Below are 24,459 nucleotides of genomic sequence, written 5' to 3' on the forward strand. Positions count from 1 at the left end.
TTTTAAATTTATTTTTATTTGTTTTCTTCTGAATCTGATTTTTCTTCTTCAGGTTGAACACCTTGTGCTTGAGCAAATTGACTTGCCATTTGAATCATTTGTTCTAATTCATTAACTTTAGTTTCTAAAGTTTCATAATCTTCTTTTTCAATTAATTCTTTAACTTCAGTTATCATTTTTTCAGCTTGTTCTTTTTGTTCTTGTGGAACTTCTATTCCTTCTTGAGTTAAGCTTGATTCAATAATTGCAACATAACTTTCAGCTTTATGTTTTAATTCAATATTTTTTCTTTTTAGTTCATCAGCTTCTGCATTTGCTTCAGCTTCTTTAATCATTTTTTCAATATCAGCATCACTTAATGCTCCAGAATTACTAATTGTAATAGATTTTTCTTCATTAGTATCTTTATCTTTAGCAATAACACTTACAATTCCATTTACATCAATTTTAAATGTAACTTCAATTTGTGGAGTACCTTTTGGAGCTGGTTTAATTCCAGTCAATTGGAATTGACCTAATGATTTATTGTCAGCTGCCATTGGTCTTTCACCTTGCAATACATTAATATCAACTGCTGGTTGGTTATCAACTGCTGTTGAGAATATTTGAGATTTTTCTGTAGGGATAGTTGTATTTCTATCAATTAATTTAGTCATAACTCCACCCATAGTTTCGATTCCTAAAGATAATGGTGTAACGTCTAGTAATAATACATCAGTAACATCTCCAGCTAATACTCCACCTTGAATAGCAGCACCCATAGCTACAACTTCATCTGGGTTAATTGAACGGTTAGGCTCTTTACCTAATAATTCTTTAACAATTTTTTGAACTGCTGGAATTCTTGTTGATCCACCAACTAATAAAACTTCATCAATGTCACTTGCGCTTAATTTAGCTGCTTGTAATGCATCTTTAACAGGTTTTGAAGTTCTTTCAACTAATTCTTTTGTAATTTTGTCAAATTCTGTTCTTGAGAATTGAGTTGAGAATGAAACAGGTCCATTTTCGTTCATTGCAATAAATGGTAAGTTAATTTCTACTTCTAATTGACTTGATAAATTGATTTTTGCTTTTTCAGCTTCGTCTTTTAATCTTTGTAATGCCATTTTATCATTTTTTAAATCAACACCACTTTCAGTTTTAATTTTTTCAATTAATCAGTTAATGATTTGAGTATCAAAGTTATCTCCACCAAGTTTGTTATCTCCACTTGTTGATAAAACCTCGAATGTTCCATCAGCTAATTCTAAGATAGAAACGTCAAATGTTCCTCCCCCTAGATCATAAACTAAAACTTTTTCTTCTTTATCTTTTTTCTCTAAACCATAAGCTAACGCAGCAGCTGTTGGTTCATTAATAATTCTTTCAACTTCTAAACCTGCAATTTTACCTGCGTCTTTAGTTGCTTTACGTTGTGAATCATTGAAGTAAGCAGGAACTGTAATAACTGCTTTAGTAATTTTTTCTCCAACTTTTTCTTCAGCATATTTTTTCATGTATCTTAAAATTTCAGCTGAAATTTGTTCTGGTGTATATTGTTTACCATTTACATCAATTTTTTCATTTGTTCCCATTTTTGATTTAACTGAGATAACAACGTTTGGATTTGTAACTGCTTGACGTTTTGCAGCTCCACCAACAATAATGTCTTCATTTTTAAATGCTACAACTGACGGTGTTGTTCTTTGTCCTTCTGGATTTTCTAAAATGATTGGTTGTCCACCCTCCATGATTGAAACAACTGAGTTAGTTGTACCTAAATCTATTCCTATAATTCTTTCTTTTGCCATAAAATTATTTCTCCTCTTAATATTTAACTATTTTGCTACTTTTACAATTGCGTGAATTAATACTCTATCGTGAATCATATATCCATCTGAAATCACAGACACTATTTTATTTGATTCCATACCACTATCTTCTAGTGATTCATTTGCTTCATGAAAATTCGAATCGAATTCATCCCCCGCTTTAACACCCATTGCTTTTATTCCATTATTTTCAAATGCATTTTCTATTTGACTGATGATCATTTTGAATCCCATTAAATAGTTTTGTAATTCTGGACTTTCAGTAGGTGTATCAACTACTTTTTTTAATAAATCAATTGGTTTAATTAAGTCTTCAGCTAAATTGCTTGAACCATATTTTCTAATTAAAGCTTCTTGTTCATTTCTTTTTTTAGTTAAATTTGCAATATCTGCATTTCTTAAACCTTTTTGAAATTCAATTTCTTTTTCACAACTCTCAATTTGCTTTTTAAGATCTTGAATCATTTTTTTATAATCTTTTTTTTCTTTTTTTATTTCTTCAGTTATAACTTCTTTTTCATTATTTTCAACTGAAGTTTCTTCTTTTTTTAATTCTTTTTCATTACTCATTTTTATGATCATCTCCATTTATTATTTCTACAATCAAGTTAATTAATTGATTAGCTTGAGAATAATCAACTCTCTTAGGCCCAACCAATGTTAACATAGTTGAACCTTGTTCAGTTTTAATTGCCGTTTCGACAATTGAAATATCACTTAAATCTTCAGATATTTCTTCACCGATTTTTGTACTTATTTGAATCATCTTTTGATTTGAACTATAACTTACATCAAATCAGTCAAACGGTGACATGTTTTCCATTATGTTAATAACTTTTTTAAGTTTTTCTGTGTCATTAAACTCAGGATTTTCTAACATGTTTTTCATTCCAACAATTTCTTTTTTAGATTCTTTTGGTTGTAAAATGTTTGACATAAAAGTTTCTAAAATTAAATCATAGTTTTTAACTGTGTTTTCTAAGTTAGGTCTAATAAGTGATATGTTATTTTCTATTTCTTTAACAGGAGTATCTACTAAACAATCTGAAAATATTTTTATTGATATTGATAAATCTGATAATGAAATATTTTTTAGATTGAACAGTTGATTTTGCATTTCTCCATTTGAAAGAATGAAAATTACTGATGCCATAGTTTCTGATAATGGAATTAGATCTATTTTTTTAACCATTAACTCGCTATTTAAGTTTTGTTTAGTAACAATAGCAGTCATCTTAGTCATTTCACTAATTATTTGACTAGCTTGTTCTAAAACATTTTCAATTTTTGTCCCACGTTGAAATAAAATTGATTTCAAGTTTTCTTTTAAACTCTCATTACAATCATCAAATTCCATTAAGTGATCAACATAATATCTGTATCCCTTTGTTGAAGGAACTCTTCCAGATGATGTGTGTTGTTTTTCTAAATAATTCATTTCCTCAAGTGTTGCAGAATCATTTCTGATTGTTGCGCTTGAAACTTGTATATTAAGTAATTCTTGAATTCTTTTTGAACTAACAGCTTGATTAGTCTTAATATACTCTGAAACAATTACTTTTAAAATTTGAGCTTGTCTTTCGCTTAACATTATGATCACCTGTTTTTATTTTAGCACTCTATGTATTAGATTGCTACTTTTTTTACTAATTTCTAATTTTTGATAAAGAAAAGCTATCATTTTCAACTGTTATTGTATATCTAATGTTTTCTTCAATTTCACCAGAAATAATTTTTTGAGCTAATAAAGTTTCAATGTTTTTCTCAATATATCTTTTAATTGGTCTGGCTCCAAATTGTGGATCATAACCTTCATCAATTATTTTATTTTTTGCTTTTAAGTCAAATGTTAAAAATAAGTTTTTATCATTTTCTAATCTAGTTGATAAAATGTTTAATTCTTTTGTAACAATTTCAGCAATATTTTCTTTTGATAGTGGATTAAATATTACAACATTATCAATTCTATTTAAAAACTCTGGTCTAAAGTGTTTTAATAATTCAGCTTGAATTGCTATTTTACTTTCTTCAGATGTTGAACCGTTTTTTAAAATATATTCACTACCTAAATTTGAAGTTAAAATAATAATTGTATTTTTAAAGTCCACTGTTTTTCCTAGAGAGTCAGTAATTCTTCCTTCATCCAACACTTGTAATAGAATATTAAAAACATCTGGGTGAGCTTTTTCAATTTCATCAAATAAAACGATTGAATAAGGATTTCTTCTAACTGCTTCAGTTAATCTTCCACCTTCTTCATATCCAACATATCCAGGAGGAGAACCAATTAATTTTGAAACACTATGTTTTTCCATATATTCACTCATGTCAATTCTTACCATTTTTTTACTTGAGTTAAATAATATATCAGCTAAGCTTCTTGCTATTTCAGTTTTACCAACTCCAGTAGGTCCCAAAAATAGGAAAGAACCAATTGGTTTATTTGGATCTTTAATTCCACTTCTACTTCTTAAGATTGCTTGAGAAACTGCTTCAATAGCTTGGTTTTGACCTTTTACTCTTTCTTCAAGTGTAGTTTCAAGTTCAAGTAATTTAGTTTTTTCTGATTCAACTAATCTATCAACTGGAATACCTGTTCATTTAGCAACAATTTCAGCTACATTTTTTTCAGTAACTTCTTCACTAACTAATGTTTCACGAGTATTTTTTTCAGCTTCACTTAATTGTTTTTCTAAACTTGGTAATAATGAATATTGAATTTCACCAGCACGTTTATAATTACCTTCATTTTGTGCAATTTCTAATTCATTTCTCAAATTTTCAATTGTTGTTTTAAAACCGTTAATTTTTTCTAGTTCTGATTTTTGTTCATTTCATTCACTAGCTAATTTTTCTTGTGCAATTTTTGTTTTTTCAAGTTCTTTAATAGCTTCAGCTAATCTTTCTTTTGACTTGTCATCTTTTTCTTTTGAAAGAGCACTTTTTTCAATTTCTAATTGCATAACTTTTCTATTTATTTGATCTAGCTCAGTAGGCACACTTGCTAATTCAGTTTTAATAGTTGATGAAGCTTCGTCAATTAAGTCAATTGCTTTATCTGGTAAAAATCTATCCGCTATATATCTATTTGATAAATTTGCAGCACTAACAATTGCATTATCATGAATTCTAACTCCATGATATGTTTCAAATCTTTCTTTTAATCCTCTAAGTATTGAAATAGTTTGATCAACTGTTGGTTCTTCAACCATGACTCTTTGGAATCTTCTTTCTAAAGCAGAATCTTTTTCAATGTATTCCCTATATTCTTTTAAAGTTGTTGCACCAATTGCTTTTAATTCACCTCTTGCAAGAGCTGGTTTCAATAGGTTAGAAACATCCATTCCTCCCCCATTACCTGTTTTACCTGCACCAACAATTAAGTGAAGCTCATCTATAAATAGAATTATTTCACCTTCTGATTTTTTTATTTCATTAACAATAGCTTTAACTCTTGATTCATAATCACCAAGATACATAGCTCCTGCCATTAAGCTTCCCATGTCTAACTCTAATATTCTTTTGCCTTTCAAAATTGAAGGAACATCTCCTTTGACTATTCTTTGAGCAAGTCCTTCAACTACAGCTGTTTTACCAACTCCAGGTTCACCAATTAAAACTGGATTATTTTTAGTTTTTCTTGAAAGAATTCTAATAACTCTTAAAATTTCTTCTTCTCTTCCAATGATTGGATCAATTTTCCCATCCTTAGCTGTTTGAGTTAAGTCACGAGTATATTTTTCTAATGCGTTTACTTCTTCGCCTTTTTGTTGAAATTCCATAATAAATTCCCTCCTTGATAAAAACCTATTTCCTAGGTTTGTAAATATATTAATACATAAATTTAGCAAAGTCAATAGGAGAGTGCTAATATTGTAACTAAGAAAAAAGAAGCTACTAAACTGCAACTTCTCCTGTAATTTTTGCATGACTTTGATAACCTTCAATTTCAATATCTTCAAATGATATATCAAAAATTGATTTATTTGAATTTATATTAATTTTACATAATGGCAACGGTTCTCTTTTTAATTGTTCATTAATTTGATCTAAATGATTTAAATAAATATGTGCATCACCAATTGTATGAACAAAGTATCTTGCCTTTAAATTACATTCTTTTGCAATTAATTCCATTAGCAATGCATATGAAGCTATATTGAAAGGAACTCCTAAGAATACATCTCCACTTCTTTGATACAATTGTAAATCTAATCAACCATCTTTTGAAACATAAACTTGTCAAAATGAATGACATGGAGGTAATAGCATGTTATCTACTTCTGCTGGATTTCATGCTGAAACAATATGTCTTCTTGAAAATGGATTCTTTTTAATATCATTAATTAATTTAGTAAATTGATCAACTCCACCAAAGTCTCTTCATTGTTTTCCATAAACAGGACCTAAATCTCCTCATTTATTACAAAAATCATTATCACTTTTTAATCTTTCAACAAATTCTTGTAAAGTTTCATTATTAAATTCAGCTGATTTTTTAAAATTATCATAAGGTCATTCATTTCAAATCTTTACATTATTGTCAACTAAATATTTTATGTTAGTATCACCTTTAATAAATCATAACATTTCATGAAAGATTGCTTTATAGAAAACTTTTTTAGTTGTTAATAAAGGAAAACCTTCACGAAGATCATATCTTTTTTGCACACCAAACTTAGATATTGTTCCTGTGTTTGTTCGATCTTCTCGTTTTTCTCCATCTTTTAAAATTTCATTAACTAATTCAATATATTGTTTCATGTTTGATCTCCCTCATTCAATGTAAAGATTATAATTCCAAAATTATTAATTTTCTTTTCTAAATATATTGATTTTTATTTTTTTCTAAATATTGTTTTCCTTTAATTGTTATTTGTCTACCTCGACCTGTTTTAACTATTAATCGTTCTTTTAAAAATATTGGTTCCATGTTATTTAAAATTGTTTGATTTGGAACATTTATTATTTGAGCTAAACTATCTAATGATAATACATTGTTTTCAGATAAAGTAGATAAATAGTCTAAATCTTTTTCATTTAAACCACACTCGTATAAACCCATTTGTTTAAATACTCAAATTAAATTATCACCTGATAAATCTTTTATTTTTTCTGTAACTAAGAAATCATAAATTCTTTTAACTAAATTGATAGCTACTCTTGGAACCAATCTTGAATATTTAGCAATTATTCTTGCATTATCAATTATTATTTTTTGATTTAGTTTATCAAAAGTATTAATAATTATTTTTGTTAAATCATCTTGATTGTATCCTTCTAATTCAAATTGAATCGGAAATCTATTTAAAAATGGAAATGGTAACTTATTTATTTCTGTTGTTGCTGTAATAATTGTAAAGTTAGGAAGTTTAATATTAACTATTTTTGAATTATATTCTTTACCAATAATAATACTTAGCTTATTTTCTTCTAAAACTGGATAAAGAATTTCCATAATTTCCTTACTAACAGAATGGATTTCATCAATAAACAATATTTGCTTTTCCTTAATACTAGTTAGCACTGAAATTAAATCACTTGGCCTTTGCAAACTAGGCCCATTAACGATATGAATCTTTGTTTTTAAAACCTTACTTAACAAATAAGCCAAACTTGTTTTACCCATTCCACTTGGGCCTGAAAATATTATAGGGTCTAAAACTTTATCCTGTTTAATTGCTGACTCAATACAAATCTTTAAATTTTTGATAACTTTTTCTTGACCAATATATTCACTTCATTTACTTGGTCTAAAATCATTACTCATTACCGATTTGTTCCATAACTATTTTGGTGATTTCATCAACTGACAATGTATTATCAACTTTAACAATATTGCGCATTATTGTTTTATAAGAAAAACCAAGTTTAACTAATGAAGTTATAATCTTTTCTTTTTTCTGTGTAATTTTATTTTTAAAGAAATGTTTTTGTAGTTCCTCAATTATTAGTTTTGCAGTGTAGGCACCAATTCCTTTTAACTTAGCTAATTTATCAATATCATATTGTTCAATCATTAAAATAAATTCTTCGAATGAAAAATTATTTAACAAGTAGAAAGTGGTTTTTAGACCCACTGTTTTGATTTTGACTAGCTCTTTAAAAAGATTTCTTTCATCTCTCGACTTAAAAGCAATTTCAGCTGTTTCAAATTCTGTATTGTGATCAACAATATATAATTTAATGTTTTGTTCATTTGTATAATTATCTTTTGTTAAATATAAAAAATATTCGCCCCTATTTTGATATTCGACATACAAGTAATTATCATCGATTGAATTAATGTTACAAATTAAATAATCTTTCATCTTTTTCACCTCATATTGTTATTACGGAAAAAATAAAAAAAACTACTTCAAATTTGAAGTAGGTTTATTTTTGAATTTTTATTACTTTTTACTTTCCATTATCAAGTAAGGTGAAATTTGCCCTCCAAAGTCAAAATCTAATTTGTCTTTAATTTGCAAATCAAAACCTGTCGTAAATTGTAAAATAAAGTTTTCTTTTTCATCAGTATATGTTGAAATAGAAATACCTCATTTTATCTTGTTTAAATGTTCTTGTTGATACTCAGATTCTCATAATCATGTTGCATTATCTTTAAATTCTTCAACTGATGTTATCTGTGCATCTTTTACATTGTTTAAATCAAATGCAGTTAAATCTGTTTGAATATTAGTTGCATTTCATTTCTCGCTTTTAATATATGCTGTTGGGAAAACTAATTCTGTTTCAGTGCTTGGAACTAATTTTGAATATCTTTCAAGTAATTGAGTATTATTTGTAATACCTACTGAACTTAGACTTCAAAGTCAAAATCTAGCTTCGTAGTCAGCTCCTGTTTCAGAATTGTAATGATAATCAAATTTTCCATTATCTTCTAATCTTAAAATTTCATTTTGATAATAAGTATCAATAGTACTTAATTCTGTTTTATATAAATTAGATGATACTGTAACCATTTGGCTATTTGAAGAACCAAAGATAGTTGCTGCTGATGCAATTGCAAGTGTCTTAATCATAAAAGTCTTCTCCTTATTTCTTTTCATAGATAAACTAACAAATAAAAAATCTATAATTTACCTATACTTATATTTTTACACTAATATTTTAAAAACTCTTAACCTAAATTTTAGATTAAATCACAAATATAATGCTATCATTTTATATATACTCACATCTATAAACCCTCAAAGTTTATCTAATTTTTAAAAGTAAAAACCAAGACTACAACAATGTCTTGGTTTTTCTATTTATCTATTTTTCCAGCTTCGTATAAGTTTTTAAAATGACCTTCTTTTTTAGTTAATTCATTAAATGTTCCTTCTTGTACAATTCCAGCACCATTAGCACCAAGTACAATGATATGATCAACATTTTTAATAGTTGAAAGTTTATGAGCGATAGTAACACTTGTTCTACCTTTCATTAATTGATTCAACTTATTTTGAATTTCTTTTTCCACAATATTATCTAAAGCAGAAGTAGCTTCATCTAAAATTAATAACTCAGGATTTTTTAAAATCATTCTAGCAATAACTAAACGTTGTTTTTGTCCACCAGAAAGCATAAATCCACGTTCACCTAAAACAGTTTGATAACCTTCAGGTCAACTCATAACTAATGCATGTAACTCAGCCTTTTTACAAGCTTCAATCGCATCATCATCAGTTGCATCAAATTTACCATATTTAATATTTTCTAAAACAGTACCAAATAAAATTTGTGGTTCTTGTTCTACATAACCAACATGGTCTAAGTAATGTGATAGATTTAAATCCTTTAAATCATCTTTATTATTAATCAATATTTGTCCTTCACTAGGATCATAAAATCTCAATAGCAATTTAGCAATAGTTGATTTACCAGAACCTGTTTCTCCAACAAAGGCATATGACTTACCATATTGTAAAGTAAAGTTAAAGTTAGGTAAGATTAAGTTTTCTGGTTTTTCAGGATATCTGAATTTAACATTTTTGAATACAATATCACCTTTTAAGTCTTTAATTTCTTTTCCCTCATGATAATGGAAATCTAAAATTGATTCAGCATTTAATGTTTTTAGAATTCTTGATGAAGAAACTCCAGCCATAGCAGCACCACCAGATATTACAAATAAGGTAATAATTGGCCCAGTTAACATTCCTTGCGCCATTACAAAAGCAGGGAAGATTTGGAAGAATGCTTGCATTCTAGTGGTATCTGAATCTCCAGCAAAGAAAACAGCAGCAAATACAGGAGCAGTAAACAATAATAAGAAATCTCCAGCAAAAACAATCATTGAAAATAAACTTAATCATTTTCCAATTGGTCTTCCTTGGTCATAATAATCAACATGTTTATCTTTAAAGTATTGTGTTTCATAATCTTCTGTTCCAGTTGATTTAATTAATCTAATTGAGATAACACGATCAATTACATTACCATTAGTTTTTTCCAATGTTAATCTAACTTTTTCTCATTTTTTAACTAATGCAATATAACAACCAAAAAACGCAATTAAAATTAATACAAAAATTACACATCCAACTAAAGCAATTCTTCACTCAAGAATAAAAGTTAATGATAATCCAATAATTGATTGGAAAAATGCACTAGCCACATTCATTGGAATATCAACAGCTTGATTTCCTACAACTTGAGCATCAGAAATAACATTAGTTAAAAGTTCACCAATCTTTTTATCTGAATAATAAGAAATATCTTGTCTTATTAGTTTTTCTAAAACTTCATTTCTTAAATGCGTTTCAATTTGTTTTGCAAACGTATTTGATCATCAGTTAAATAAAAATGAGTTAAATAAGTTAAAGAATAATAATGCTACTGAAATAATAATTAGTTCAGTTGTTTCTAATCCTCAAAATCTAACTAATCAAAAACCAGTAGATGCAGCTTTTTGTGCATCATTTAAACTTAAAGCTAAATTTATTTGGTTTGTTAGTAGCGGAGCTAAAAATAACATTAAAGCCCAAAAAATAAAGTTAGGAATTACTCATCAGTTTTTTTTAAAATCTTGCTTATAATATTTAAAAAATAAATATATAAAAGCTCGACTATTTGAAATTTCTTTTTTCTTTTTCATAATTCCCTCCCTATTGATTTTGTTCTTCTAATAAACCTGCTTCGTATAAGTTTTTAAAATGACCATCCACTTTAACTAACTCTTTAAATGTTCCTTGTTGAACTATACCTTTAGCATTTCCACCTAAAACAATAATATGATCAACGTTTTTAATTGTTGAAAGTCTATGAGCAATAGTAAAACTTGTTCTACCTTTCATCAATTCATTTAGTTTTGCTTGAATTTCTTTTTCTACAATATTATCTAATGCAGAAGTAGCTTCATCTAAAATTAAAATTTGTGGATTTTTTAAAATCATTCTGGCAATAACTAATCTTTGTTTTTGCCCTCCAGAAAGCATAAATCCTCTTTCTCCAAGAATTGTGTCATATCCTTCTGGTCATGAACTAATTAATTTATGTATTTCAGCTTTTTTACATGCTTCAATAACTTCTTCATTAGTTGCATCAAATCTTCCATACTTAACGTTTTCATAAACATCACCAAATAAAATTTGTGGCTCTTGTTCTACATAACCAACATGTCTTAAATAACTTGATAAGTTTAAATCTTTTAAGTTTTGATTTTTATTAATAATAATATCACCATTACTTGGATCATAGAATCTTAATAATAATCTAGCAATTGTTGATTTACCAGAACCAGTCTCTCCAACAAACGCATATGATTTACCTTCTTCAAATGTAAAATTAAATTTAGGTAAAATTAATTTTTCTGGTTTTTCTGGGTATCTAAATTCAATATCTTTGAATACGATATCTCCTTTAATATCATTAACTATAATTCCATCAGTATAATGTGGATCTAGTCTTGATTCATCTTTTAATAAGTTTGATACTTTTACACTAGCAACTCCAGCTACAGCTAATGAGAATGTAATTCCCATTAAACTACTATATGTTGCAATTAAACTTGCTTGATTAATCATGTATGCTGGGAATGTAGTTGAAAAGAATGTTGATGATGCTTGTTGATCACCCATAATTGAGTAAATAATCCCTGCAATGATTGGAATAGCAAATTGTAAAATCATTGAACCTGCATAAACTGTAGTCATTAAGAATGATAAGTTTAAAATAGCTGGTTTATGCGCTTTGTAATTAATTTCTTGTTGTTTTTCTAAATATGCTTTTTCATAATCTTCTGTTCCAGTTGATTTAATTAATCTAATTGTTCCAACTCTATCAGTAACATTACCATTAACTTCTTCATATACTTCTCTAACAACTGCATATTTTTTAACAGTTTGAATATAGAAAACAAAGTATAAAGCTAATAAAGCAAAGTAAATAATTGATCCAAAGATTGCAATTTTTCATGCAAGAATAAATGTCATAACAAATGCAACAACAAATTGTGATAGTGAAATACCAATATTTGTTGGAATTCTAACAGCACCATCACCTAAGTTTTGTGTATCAGCAACAACACTTGTTAGAATTTCTCCAATTTTTTTGTCTGAATAATATGAAATATCTTGTCTTACTAGTTTTTCAAGAATTTTATTTCTTAAATCAATTTCAATCTTTCTTCCTAAAATATATGAGTAATAGTTAAAAACAAAAGTTCCGATTGCATCAATTATAATCATAGATACAGCAACTATGATAATTGTAGTAGAACTTCATCCTCAAAATAAAATTTGTTCAGCATCGTTTAAATCAACTCCGTTTTCACTTTTAATAGCTAAAGTAATTTGTTGAGTTAAAAGTGGGATTGAAGCTCTGGTTAAACAGAATGATAATATAGTTAATGCTAGAATAATTGTTATTCATCAGTATTTTATATAATACTTAGAAATTATTTTGAAAAATTCTGCATTTGTTGAAGTTTTTTTATTTTTGTTCATAAAGTCCTTTCTTAAGTATTTTTACAATATATAAATATTATCATTTAGTTTTAAAAATTGATAGAGGTAAAAGATTAATAATTTTCATTAATTAAAATACTATTATTTAAAAATTCGTTATGAGAATAAACTTGTTCTTCTATAGATTCTAAAATATCCATAAAATCAATAAAAAGAACTTTATAATGATCTGAATATTTACTATCACTTATTATTATTGCTAAACAGTTTTTTAAAGTGTAAAATTTCATAGCTTTATATTCCCTATCTGAGTCATAACTAAACTTATAATTTCAAAAATGTGAAAAAAAATCTCTTAATTGCTTAATATTATCAAAGCAATTTTTAATATCTTTTTTTTTGAATTCTTCCAAATTTTCATCTTTTATATCACTAAAAATTATGTAACTTTTATTTTCAAGATAGTTTGAGTACTGTTCTAAACTGATTTTAAATATTTTTCTCGGAAACTTTACTTTATCTATACCTATGTCGTTATTCATAAAGTTAAAAATGCTAATTCATGACATTCATTTAAATATATCAAGTGTTTCAATTTCTAAGCTTCTTTCAGAAATAAAAAGCTCGTTGTCTATATTTAATTCTTTTAGCTGTTTATTATAAATTTTATAAAAAATATTTTCATCAAATTTATCATTTAGTTGCATTTGTATATACTTATAATCCTCAAAATACAACTTGTATCAAGTGCACATTCCATTAGTTTTTGGATCTTTTCTTTTTTCAGGTACTTCATGGATTAATCAATTAGGTATTTTTGTTTTAAATTCAAACATAAAATCACTTTTGAAGTCCTTTAGAAACATATAGTAATAATCATTTTCTTGTTTTATATTTTTATGTGTTACAAAAAAGCGAATTTTATAAATTAAATTTTCATTCAATCATGAAGTATTATATTTCCCTCCACAAGGTAAAAGTATTTTTTTTGATTTTTTCATATTTCTAATCTTCTATAACCATTTCTCCAAGTATCTTAGAAAGCCCTTTTTGAACTTTATTGAAGAATTGTTGGTTTATTACATTAATCGATTTTTTAATTCTTGTTGAGTTTCTTTCTAAACTATCAGCCACTTTATCAAGATCTTCTAATTCTTTTTGCATTTTTTTATAAGCTGTTGGAAATTGCACTGTTCAGTATTCATTTAATTCAGCTTTTTGTTTTTCTAATTCTTTTAATAAGTCATTATCAGAAGCATTAGTAACATTTTTTATTTTTTGATTATATTCATTTTCAAATTCAACTAATCTTCTTACAATTTGTCCAACAAATACAAAACTTTCAGAATCAGTGATTCAAATGTTTTCATATTCATCACTTCTAACAAAAGGTAATCCAGGATACTTATCATTAAAACTTGTTGCTACTAAAATTCCATATTTAGTATTGTTGCTTGCTGCATCAGTTGATAGTTTAGGGATTCAAGTATTACTTCATTCAGCATTTTTAACTTCATAAACAATTTTTCCTATTTCTTCACGCTTATGATTTTTAATTGTTTGTAAATAATCAGCTTTCTTTTCCCCAGTTGTAATTTTTTCAATTCCGTCAAATAATCCAAATGCTTTAACCAGATCTTCATAAACTTCATGTTCAAAGTTTTCACCTTTACGTTTTGAGTTAATAATTTTAAACTCACGGTTAGCTTGCACTAAATCAGCTATTCTCTTGTCATAATCATTAATTAAAGTTAATTCTTTAGTTTTTGATTCTGCATCCTTTTGAATGGCCAAGTTTTCTAATTCAATTTTTTTATTATTTAACTCTAGTTTTAAATTATTTATTTCTTGACTAAATTGATTAATTAGAACTTCTTTGTTTTTTTCAATTTCAAGATTTAATTTTTGATCTAAAGCTTTAATTTCAACTTCTTTATTAGCTAGTTTAATTTCTAATGAATTTTTAACATTATTAAATTCATTTAATAAGTTATTTTTTGTTTCATTTAATTCTGCAATCTTTTGTTGATTTAATTGATCAATAATATTTTGTTGTTTTTGAATGTTTAATTCATATTCTTTAATCTTTTCACTAAACTCGTTAATAACAACATTTCTTTCTTTATCTATTTCTAATGCTTTTTGTTCATTTAATTTATTAATTAAATTATCTTTTTCATTAATTGAAATATTTAAAGCTTCTAATTGTTTATTAAAATTGTTTAGCATTTCTTGTTTAACTAAATTTATTTCAGCAATTTGCTTTTCATTCATTTGTGTAATTAATTCATTTTTAAGTTGCACACGAATTTCATTTTCTTGTCTTTGTTTTAATTCACCTAAATAGTTTTCAATAACTGTTCAGTTTGAATTATGATTCTTAAAAGAATCTTTTGTAATTTCTTCGCCACATTTGGGGCAACGAAAAAGTATATCGCTCATGGATATATCCTCCTTTATTTAATATTTGTTTGTTTTATTTTAAGAGTCTAGAATAAGCACAGACTGTCACCTTTGGCTCACTTTCTTTATTATTCTAAGGTATAAAACTAACCTACTTTTATAATACTGTTTTATTTTTTGAAATAATGGTATTTTTATATTGTCTTTATTTATTTTTTAGTTAAAATGGAAAAAAATAAGCCTAAGCTTATAAATTAAAATTGGAATTGCAACACTTATGAGAAAATAATCTCATAGGTATTGCAGTTTTTTTATTACAAAAAAAGCAACTCCTGACCGATCAAAGCCCAAAGGAGTTACCATGAATAATTATAAACAAATATCTTTAAAAGAAAGAACATTAATTGAATATCTATTAAATATTCAAAATAAACCAGTTTCTTTCATAGCTAAAGAACTAAAAAGAGATAGATCAACCATCTACAGAGAAATTAAAAGAAACAAAGCAGCTGTGATTTACAAATCTAAGGATGCGCAATTTACAAGAGACATTAATAATACTTTATCTCATCAAAATGAAATAAACAAATATAAGGAATTTTTAAGATTTCTTTATGCAAATTTTAATCCAAAAAGTTTTAGTATTGATGTTTGTGTTTTTAAGGCCAAAGAACTTGGAATCAAAACTCCAACAACTCAAACTGTTTACAATTGAATCAAAAATAAGCAAATAAAAATAAAATCAAAAGACTTGCTTAGACCTAGGTTTTGATGAAAAAAGTCCAGTTAATATAAGCAATATTTATGAGAAATATAAAAAATGAATTCAATTCCAATTACGTATAGACCTAAAAACATCAATGAGAGAAGAGATATTGGTCGTTTTGAAATTGATTTAGTTGTTAGTTCAGGTAATAGTTCAAAAGCCATAATGACACTAGTTGAAAGAGTTACCAGAAAAGGTTTTACAATTAAATTAGAAAATAAAACTATGAAATATGCAAAAGAAAAATTAAAAGAATTAATTGCAAAAGAAAATTTAAATATTAAATCAATTACAAAAGATAATGGTATGGAATTCAATCTTTTACATGAAGTCACACAAGAACTAAATATACCACTTTATACATGTAATACCTACGCTTTTTGTGAAAAAGGGAAAATAAATAAATGAAATTAACTAATATTAAATTAATTTCAACAGATTTAGATGGAACTATTTTAGAAATATTAAATGAAATAAATAAAATGTCTCGTAAAATTCTGAACTACAAATCAACTCAGGAATTTTATGAGACATTCGGTTAGAAGTGTTGCACTTCCAATTTTAATTTATAAGGTTCAACCTATCTTTATAAGTTTTAGATTATTAATCATTTATATTTGATTATTAGTTAAAACTAATTTAATTAAATGTTTAGATTTATATTTTCTAGAATTAGGTTTAGCATCAACAGTTACTCCCGTGAGAATAATATTTAGACCTTCGCCACTTGGCACTGTTCCCTGCATTACCCCTAATACCACTTCATCATCAGTTAAGTCTGAGTCAATTTTAAGAATTTCAGATCGAGCTTTTTCTATTGCATCATTAGTTGAACCAACAGAAACACTATCAACCTCAATTTTTACTAAATTTGAAAGAACTACATCAACTGATTTTCTCTCAGGAATTATTTCAAAAGTTTTAGAAGCCCTCAATTTTGAATTTTGTAGAGCTACTACTTCAAATTTTGTAAATACATCAGTTTGAACACTTTCAATATTCTCTGAACCACGAATCAAAATTATTTCAATATTATTATCATTCAGTCTTTCATCAATCCTAATTAAAGTTTGCTTAATTTCAATTAATAATTCTTCTTTATTTTCAACTTTTCTATTTTTACTTTCAATAAGTTCTAAATTATTTGTTATTGCCGGTATTTCTAAATAAGTTATTTTTAATTCAATTTCACTTTTTGTATAAAAGAATGTTCCCTCTTCAGCAGGCATTAAATATATAAAAGAAGGCTTATTAATATCTAAGTAAAAACTAACAACATCTCACTTAATATTTTCATTATTTTCTTTTAAAATTGTTTCTATCTCAGCTGTAAGTTGCTGTTCATTTTTTCCTATAAATGTATCAACTTCTATAGTTTTATCGTTTAATGCCTCTTCAATAGTTTGTTTATTGAAATTTATTGCAAAGGGTTTCAAAACATCATCAAAGTTATTATTACTTTGATCAACTGTATTTTCAGGAATAATTACAATTTTATAAGTTGAAATTTCATCAGACTGATTTGAATTTTTAACTTGTTCAATTGGTGATGTAAAATGTTCAATATCTTTTATATAAATATCATTTTCAATTCCTAAGTATTCATAAAGTTCTTGAGTGTATATAGATTTAGATAATGATTGATTGCCAGGATAGGTACCAACTCATTTTCTTGCATCAAAATGTTGTTCTGCAAATCAAGTAATTGTTTTTTGTTTAACGCTGTTTAAATGATTAACGATTTTACTTGTATCATCAATTGATGCGCTTACTTCAAATTGCCCATCAAAGTTGTCAACATCTCATTTGTAATCAGATTTAAGCACAACTTTAACATTATAAGTTTTATCCTCAAACGCGAAAGTACTTGGCCTATCAACTTCTACACTACTAATTCCTTCAACATCATTAAGTGCTGAATTCAATGCAGCAACAGCTTCTTCATCAGTCATTTGTTTGTTTTGAACTGAAGCATTAAGTTTTGACTGAATATCTTCTTTAATTACTTGATCATAATTACCAACTTTTGCTGTTACTTTGAATTGTCCATCAAAGTTGTCAACATCTCATTTGTAATCAGATTTAAGCACAACTTTAACAACATAAGTTTTATTTTCAAAACCAAAAGTATTTTGTTTATCAACTTGTACACTACTAATTCCTTCAACATCATTAAGTGCTGAGTTCAATGCAGCGATAGCTTCTTCATCAGTCATTTGTTTGTTTTGAACTGAAGCATTAAGTTTTGACTGAATATCGTTTTTTTTAATTTCAGATTCTATTGATACTTTATTTAAGTGCTTCAGAGATTGATATGAAACAATTCCTGTAACAGCGCTTGAAGTTAAAGAAACTATAGCTAATAATTGTAATAATTTTTTCATTTTATTCTCCTTTGACTAGTTAAAAAATAATTTTTCTTTTTTAATTTGCAATTTCATTTTTTACTTTTTTCATGTAAGTAATTAATTCTCTTTTGGTTAAATCTCTTAAATTAACTTCTTGTAATTTTTTTGATAAGTTTTTTTCGATTGCAACACTTCTTAATTTATTTGAATATTTTTGTAACTCATATCTTTTTTCACTTATTTTATCTGAACCATCTATTTTAGATCTTTCTGATATTGAAAGTTTTTTATCTTTTTTAAATTCTACTTGATCTTCATTCAATTCTTTTTCATACTTTTCTTCCATTTTTGAAATAAACATTGTTGCTGATACTTCAGAAATTTTAGAATCTTTTTTAGAATTAATTTTTCTTGCTTTTCCATTTACATTATTTGACTTTTTAATTTCATCTTGTTGATTAGAAATACTTTTAATTTTTAATATTTTATTATCTTTAAAAAATTCATAAATGATAAAACAAAGAATAAATGCAATAGCAACTATTAAAACTCAGTTAATTAGTAAGTCTCAAAAAATTGGAAGCAAAAATATATATCCGCCATTTACACTGTATAATAAATTAAATTCTGAAAAAGACTTTGAACCTATTGGCCCTGTAAAAAAAGAACTTGTTATTTTTCCATTAGCAAACCAACTATGATCTGTTCTGTTTACTAAATTAACTTGTGATTCAAATATTTCTTTTCATTCGTTAGTTCCATTTATAGCTTGATTTATCATTTTAAACATAAATGCTAAAATTAATAAAATAACCATGATTACTAATCAAAAAAAGATATTTTTAAATTTATTCTGTTTTATTTTTATTATTGTTTTCATTTTGTTTCCTCCTTATAATCTTTTATTTATTTTTTGTTGTCAATTTTATCTTTTTTATAAGTTAATAATTAACTTCTTTAAATTCTTATTTTTTTACTAAAATAGACTTTGCTACACTTATAAGTGGTTATATATATGCTAACAAAAAAAAAAAAAAAAGCAAATTTTTAAGTGAATTTGCTTTTAAAAATTAATTTTTCAATTTTCACACTCCATATTTGCTTGATAAAGTCGTCTTTAATATTAGTATTTCTCTTTCTTTTAAATCAAGAGATCTAAATGAAGGTTTTGTTTTTTTTGCGTTAGCTTTGCGGTTTGACTTTCTAAGAACGATTAAACGTAAATATCAAAATCATAAATCTTTTTTCTAATTGCTGAATATGAAACTTATATTTTTTGATAACTATAAAAAAATCATTCATTTTCAAAATGCTCTTTCATTATATTTTCTTTTTCTTGAGTTTAAAAGATATCTGATTTATTTTTCATAATATTTGACATGAAAAAATTCTCCTTGTATACATTTTAAATGATAATTTGTTTTTTATCATTTCGTATATTTAGAGAATTATATTGACTTCATTTTATTAAGAAAGTCTTTTTTATTTAGTGCTCACTTTTTTTTGGTAACAGTCTAATAGACTTATTTTTGTTCTTCTTCAATTGTTATTGTTTCAATTGTTTTTTTATTATATTTAATTCCTGTTCATTTTGTATCTGACATAATCAATTTTAAATTACGTGAAGGTTTAAATTTAATTATAGTTGACGCAGGTACTTCTACGCTTTCTCCATTTGATGGATTAATTGCTTGTTTTACCGGTTTCTCCATCTTAACTAATTTACCAAAGTTTTCAATTAAAACTTCTTCTCCGTTTATTAAATGATTTTCAATATTTTGAACTAAATTATTAACAATTTCATTAATTGTTTTCTTTTTATAGTCAGGATACATCTCTGCAAGTCTATCAATTAAATATTTTTTTGATACTTTATCATAACTAGTTTTTTTAACTAATTTATCTTCTCTAGTAACTTTTTCTTTAATAATTAATTGTGAATTTTTATTTTCTTGAACTTCTACTTTTTCATGAGAATAATTTGGCGCACTCTCAATTATTTTATTTTTGAAAATTAAATTTAAAATTAATAGAATTATTAAACCTAAAATAGCAAATAAATATATTCAGTTAATCAATGCATCTAAAAAAACTGGTGTTAAAAAAGTAGAACCACTATATAAATTAGATTGAACCATTGAATATAAACCAATTGGTCCTAGCATGAAACCATTTGTGTTTTTAAATCAATTTTTAAAAACATGTGAAGCAAAAACATCTGAAATAGTTTGACTTCATTGTTCATTTCCATAGTAAAAATTATTTAATAGTTTAAAAATAATCAATAAAGTGGTTGAAAGTATCATAAGCAAGATGATAATTGATAATTTGAATTTATAACTTTTGATTATTTTCATAAATTATTCCTCATCTTTCTTTTTATTTTTAACAAAGACTGCTGCTATTGCTATGGCCATAATATTAACTGCCGCTAAAACTCATAATAATATTTTAGTTTTCTTATGTGCTGGTATATTATTTTCTGACTGTGCATTTTCATTATTGTTTGAATTAACTTTTTTTGTAAAGTTAAGAGTTGCTTTACCTGTATATATTTTTGAATCTTGTTTTGGTTCAATTTGAACTTGTGCTTTATCGCCAGTTATTAATACTTTTATATCAACTTCATCTCATTGAATAGATTGATTTTCTTTTTTAATGATTGCAATTAATCCGTTTTCATTGAATTCTTCTTTTGCTACATTTTCATCTGAAACTTTAATAATTTCGCCTAAATCTTGAGTTGAATTAACTTTTATTATTAATTTACCAGAGTATAAACTTTTTGTTTCATTACCTTCTAGAACTAAATTCCCAGTTTGTTCTTCAATTGAAATTTTTAATTCACCTCAATAGATAAATAGATTAGAATACTGAGAGAAAAGTGCAGCTTTTAATTTGTCAAGATCATTCTTATCTTCTTCATTAATAAAAATACCATTGCTGAAATCATTTTCATAATTGAAAATATCATATTGCAAGTAATAACTACCTTGAATTGCTCCTGAATATGCTTCAGAGTTTTGATTAGCAACGATTTCAAAATTGTATCTATCAATTAATTTAATATGCAACTGTGTATAATCTATTGATTGATTATTAATTTTTTCTTTTGATGCATCCATTATAACTTCTTTAAGACTTTTAATTAAGATTTCATTTGTATTCCCTTTAATTTTAGAAACATCAACTCTTCCAATATCAATTGGAGATTTTACTATTTCTGAAATATTTTTTCTGTCAACTTTTACATTAACCTCTACATATTGTTCATTATTTTCAGTTATTGATGATCCTACTACTGAAACGTTTTTAGATACTATTCTAATTTTTCCTTCTTCGCCAGCTGATGGTTTTAGTTCTATATCATTTTTAGTAATATTCTTTCAACCTTTTTTATCTTGTAAATACTCAATGACATCTTCTTCAGTAGTGCTTTGGTAGAAAACAAATTCTTTTTGTTCATTAGATTCAGTATACTTAAATAAATCTTGTTCAGCTAAATTATATGTCATTGGAACAGTTATATTTGCTTCTTTTTCTAATCATTCAGAAGTAGGTTTTGCTTTAATAGTAATTATACCAGTTTGACTAACTGATGATTGGTGAAGAGTAAAATCAAAATCAGAATCATTTACATTACCTAGTCCTGTAATTAAATTTAATCTTCTAATAATTTCTGTTTTATCAATTAAATTAGAGGCATCATCTATTTTAAAGTTAGTTAAGTCATATTTTAACTTACTAATTTTAATTGTATTTGAATTACTTATTTTAACTGAAGAGGGACTTGCTTTAATTGTTATAAAACCATCTTGTCCAACTTTAGCAGGGTTCTTTCTTTCAATAATAATGTCATTTTGTCCAATTGAAATTGTAGCAGTAGAATTTTGGCTTTTTATAACTTCATTTACCATATCTATAATTTCTTTATCTGAAGAATTATTTGTTAGTACCTTATCACTAAAATTTAACGTACTTAAATCAATTGCTTCTACTGCAGGAATAACAATTTCTTGCCCTCCTGTTAAATGAGTTGCATCTGATTTTGCTTTTATTGTAATAGAACCGTTTGCACCAGGTTGTGGTAGCTTTACGCTAATTTCTGTTTCAGCAGTAACTTGTTGTTCAGTTAACTGTGTTTCATTATCTATTTTAGAATCATTTACAATTTGATTAATAATTTCTTTTTTGTAATCTTCTTCTGTTTTATTATTATCAAAACGTTTAAATATTATTTTTGAAATATCATAAATTAAATGAGGAATTTCAATTTTTTGTTCATTCATTACAAGTCTTGAACTTACAAGTGCTTTAATTTCTATTTCACCAGAATTATTGTAATTAGCTTTTTTATCAAGATTTATAGTAACATCATTATCTGTTATTTTAGTTCCTGTTACCTTTGTTAAAGCTGCTAATATTTCACTTTGTTTAGTGTTATTAGAAGGTTTTATTTCATTCTTAATGGAATTCTCTTCAGCTGCTAAATCAATTTTTGCATTGTCTGTTGGTCTTAATCTAATTAAAGAAGTAATTACATTATTTGGTTGCTTTTCTTCATCAAAAAATTGAACATATAAGTCATAACCTTTATTTGCGTGTGCATCAGGTATTTGAACTTCTCAAAATTGATTTTTTTCATTAGTTTTATTATAAACAACACCATTTTGAATAGGATTTTCTGAATCTTGCTCAGTTAATAATACTTTAGAAATATATGAATTAGCTGACAAGGTTAAATTAGGTTTTTTCCCTTCATTATATCAAACATAAACTTCACCATTTGATCCTAAACTTCAATCTAATCCAGATGATCCAACTAAATTTGATGCTCTCAATGTTTCTTGAAACTTATCATTAAATACTCTATTTACTTGGCCTCATCCTGTTGTTGGTTTTCCTTTAGCTGTAACAGTTTTATATGTTTCGTCAGCTTGATACATAACTCCATAATCAAACATCCCACTATATCTTGGTGTTGTATGATATTCTTGTGTTAAATTTTCATTTTTGTATGTTCCATCAATAGTGTAAGATGAATTTTGATATGAATTTGATTGAACTATTGTTTTTGAATCATACATAACATATTTAGTTATGTCATTAACTCATTGAACTCCCCTAATATAACCATCACCTTGACTATCTTCAATAACAGAATCATTAATTCTATCTATGTAAAATGTTTTTGGATTTGCATTTTTTATTGTTTCATTATCATGTGCTTGAGCACTTGTATCTGATGAGCCAGATGTTCCTATATACATACCTTGGCTATCAACAAATACATCATATGCTTGTCTTGTATCTGATAGTTGAGTTATTAATTCACTTTTTTTGCTATTGTCTCTATAAACTGAAACCATTCCATTAACTGTAAAATATGTATCTTTTGAATTCTCTTCAACTGCCAATATTGGATATAAACCATTATTTGTTCCTGATGCCAGTACTTCGCTTCTTTTTTCATTTTCATAATACTTAGTAATTATTCAATCCTGATTGTTATCATCTAATGTTGAATAAGTTATTGAATGATCTTCTGGATTATAAACTGCGTCTTTAACTGATCTATTATAAACTTCAATTGTTTTAATTTCTTCACCTGTAACTGGTTGCTCTTTTGGAGGAGTTGGCACTAAAAGTCCAACAACTCCACCAAGAATTCCTCCAACTCCACCAAGAACTCCTCCGACTCCACCAAGAATTCCACCTAAGCCTCCAACTAATCCATAATTACTATATGAACTATTTTTTCACTCAAATTTTGATATTCCTGATTTATTAAAATAATAACTAGTTGAATCATTTCCGAAAAAGATTGTTTTATCTAAAAAATCAATAGGAGTTGCTTTTCTTGATCCTGGGTTCTTTGTATAAGCAACTTCTTGTGTCGGACCAGATAAAGAAGAATTCATTTTTGTTCTGTATAAGTAATTTTTACTATCTTTACCAGTTCCACTTCAAGTTGTATATCCAGATTTACCATCAAAATATGATTGTCTAATTTTCGTTCCAAAAGTTAAAGCAGCACGATTCATTGCCTCATATTCTTTAAAATTATCTTGTCGATTTTCAGACATTTTATCCATTTTAGGTGAAATATCAACAAGATTTAAAACACCAGTCCCTCCTTGAGTTACTGTTAAACCTGTTAAAGCATATATAAAAAATTTCATTTAAAATCCCCTTATAGTTGTATTAGTAATGTTTTATAATTTTAGCAACTA

The 24,459-nt window shown here is 26.2% G+C and carries 19 protein-coding genes; 3 read left to right on the forward strand and 16 right to left on the reverse strand.

What is annotated here, in order from left to right; genetic code table 4:
• Positions 1 to 14: 14 nt before the first annotated feature.
• The 12 genes from dnaK to MCOLE_RS02300 all read right to left on the reverse strand — a co-directional run bounded on the left by dnaK (position 15) and on the right by MCOLE_RS02300 (position 15,151).
• The gene (gene dnaK, locus MCOLE_RS02250) at positions 15 to 1,793 is read right to left on the reverse strand and encodes a molecular chaperone DnaK (RefSeq protein ID WP_206335971.1); all 1,779 of its coding nucleotides are present in this window, start codon (positions 1,791 to 1,793) and stop codon (positions 15 to 17) included.
• Between the two features lie 27 nt (positions 1,794 to 1,820).
• On the reverse strand, positions 1,821 to 2,384 hold the full coding sequence (locus MCOLE_RS03735) for a nucleotide exchange factor GrpE (RefSeq protein ID WP_206335753.1): 564 nt from the start codon (positions 2,382 to 2,384) through the stop codon (positions 1,821 to 1,823).
• Entirely contained in the window at positions 2,377 to 3,405 is a 1,029-nt protein-coding gene (gene hrcA / locus MCOLE_RS02255) for a heat-inducible transcriptional repressor HrcA (RefSeq protein WP_100671072.1), read from the reverse strand. The genes MCOLE_RS03735 and hrcA overlap by 8 nt, the downstream gene beginning before the upstream one ends.
• Before the next feature lie 55 nt (positions 3,406 to 3,460).
• Complete coding sequence (locus MCOLE_RS02260) at positions 3,461 to 5,596, reverse strand: ATP-dependent Clp protease ATP-binding subunit (protein WP_100671074.1); 2,136 nt, start codon at positions 5,594 to 5,596, stop codon at positions 3,461 to 3,463.
• A gap of 115 nt (positions 5,597 to 5,711) precedes the next feature.
• Positions 5,712 to 6,578: a thymidylate synthase gene (locus MCOLE_RS02265; protein WP_100671076.1), complete on the reverse strand. Its 867-nt coding sequence runs from the start codon at positions 6,576 to 6,578 to the stop codon at positions 5,712 to 5,714.
• A gap of 58 nt (positions 6,579 to 6,636) precedes the next feature.
• Positions 6,637 to 7,584, reverse strand: coding sequence for a Holliday junction branch migration DNA helicase RuvB (ruvB, locus tag MCOLE_RS02270; RefSeq protein ID WP_100671078.1), 948 nt, complete (start codon positions 7,582 to 7,584; stop codon positions 6,637 to 6,639).
• Positions 7,577 to 8,125 carry a Holliday junction branch migration protein RuvA gene (gene ruvA / locus MCOLE_RS02275; protein ID WP_100671080.1) on the reverse strand — a complete coding sequence of 183 codons (549 nt, stop codon included), beginning with the start codon at positions 8,123 to 8,125 and terminating at the stop codon, positions 7,577 to 7,579. The genes ruvB and ruvA overlap by 8 nt, the downstream gene beginning before the upstream one ends.
• A gap of 81 nt (positions 8,126 to 8,206) precedes the next feature.
• Positions 8,207 to 8,839, reverse strand: a complete 633-nt coding sequence (locus MCOLE_RS02280; protein WP_100671082.1) for a hypothetical protein — start codon at positions 8,837 to 8,839, stop codon at positions 8,207 to 8,209.
• A gap of 227 nt (positions 8,840 to 9,066) precedes the next feature.
• A complete protein-coding gene (locus MCOLE_RS02285) occupies positions 9,067 to 10,899 on the reverse strand; it encodes an ABC transporter ATP-binding protein (protein ID WP_100671084.1) in 1,833 nt (610 codons plus the stop codon).
• A gap of 10 nt (positions 10,900 to 10,909) precedes the next feature.
• On the reverse strand, positions 10,910 to 12,748 hold the full coding sequence (locus tag MCOLE_RS02290; protein WP_100671086.1) for an ABC transporter ATP-binding protein: 1,839 nt from the start codon (positions 12,746 to 12,748) through the stop codon (positions 10,910 to 10,912).
• Positions 12,749 to 12,822: 74 nt separating this feature from the next.
• Positions 12,823 to 13,710 carry a hypothetical protein gene (locus MCOLE_RS02295; protein WP_100671088.1) on the reverse strand — a complete coding sequence of 296 codons (888 nt, stop codon included), beginning with the start codon at positions 13,708 to 13,710 and terminating at the stop codon, positions 12,823 to 12,825.
• 4 nt (positions 13,711 to 13,714) lie between these two features.
• Complete coding sequence (locus tag MCOLE_RS02300; protein WP_100671090.1) at positions 13,715 to 15,151, reverse strand: DUF2130 domain-containing protein; 1,437 nt, start codon at positions 15,149 to 15,151, stop codon at positions 13,715 to 13,717.
• A gap of 322 nt (positions 15,152 to 15,473) precedes the next feature.
• Here MCOLE_RS02300 and MCOLE_RS02305 point away from each other — a divergent pair, with 322 nt between their 5' ends.
• The 3 genes from MCOLE_RS02305 to MCOLE_RS03655 are packed head-to-tail and all read left to right on the forward strand — an operon-like array spanning position 15,474 to position 16,420.
• Complete coding sequence (locus tag MCOLE_RS02305; protein ID WP_100671092.1) at positions 15,474 to 15,902, forward strand: helix-turn-helix domain-containing protein; 429 nt, start codon at positions 15,474 to 15,476, stop codon at positions 15,900 to 15,902.
• A gap of 30 nt (positions 15,903 to 15,932) precedes the next feature.
• Positions 15,933 to 16,292 (forward strand): IS30 family transposase, encoded by a 360-nt coding sequence (locus MCOLE_RS02310; RefSeq protein WP_100671094.1) that lies wholly within the window; start codon positions 15,933 to 15,935, stop codon positions 16,290 to 16,292.
• Positions 16,283 to 16,420, forward strand: coding sequence for a hypothetical protein (locus MCOLE_RS03655; RefSeq protein ID WP_157844804.1), 138 nt, complete (start codon positions 16,283 to 16,285; stop codon positions 16,418 to 16,420). Before MCOLE_RS02310 ends, MCOLE_RS03655 begins: the two co-directional genes overlap by 10 nt.
• Before the next feature lie 69 nt (positions 16,421 to 16,489).
• On the opposite strand, the gene MCOLE_RS02315 is transcribed toward MCOLE_RS03655, so the two are convergent.
• The 4 genes from MCOLE_RS02315 to MCOLE_RS03740 all read right to left on the reverse strand — a co-directional run bounded on the left by MCOLE_RS02315 (position 16,490) and on the right by MCOLE_RS03740 (position 24,408).
• Positions 16,490 to 18,262 (reverse strand): hypothetical protein, encoded by a 1,773-nt coding sequence (locus tag MCOLE_RS02315; RefSeq protein ID WP_100671096.1) that lies wholly within the window; start codon positions 18,260 to 18,262, stop codon positions 16,490 to 16,492.
• Positions 18,263 to 18,302: 40 nt separating this feature from the next.
• On the reverse strand, positions 18,303 to 19,106 hold the full coding sequence (locus tag MCOLE_RS02320; RefSeq protein ID WP_100671098.1) for a hypothetical protein: 804 nt from the start codon (positions 19,104 to 19,106) through the stop codon (positions 18,303 to 18,305).
• Positions 19,107 to 19,749: 643 nt separating this feature from the next.
• Complete coding sequence (locus tag MCOLE_RS02325; protein ID WP_100671100.1) at positions 19,750 to 20,583, reverse strand: HU family DNA-binding protein; 834 nt, start codon at positions 20,581 to 20,583, stop codon at positions 19,750 to 19,752.
• A 3-nt stretch (positions 20,584 to 20,586) separates the two neighbouring features.
• On the reverse strand, positions 20,587 to 24,408 hold the full coding sequence (locus MCOLE_RS03740) for a hypothetical protein (protein ID WP_100671102.1): 3,822 nt from the start codon (positions 24,406 to 24,408) through the stop codon (positions 20,587 to 20,589).
• Positions 24,409 to 24,459 lie beyond the last annotated feature (51 nt).

The sequence above is a fragment of the Mesoplasma coleopterae genome (genome assembly GCF_002804245.1).
GTDB classification, from domain to species: Bacteria; Bacillota_I; Bacilli_A; order Mycoplasmatales; family Mycoplasmataceae; genus Mesoplasma; species Mesoplasma coleopterae.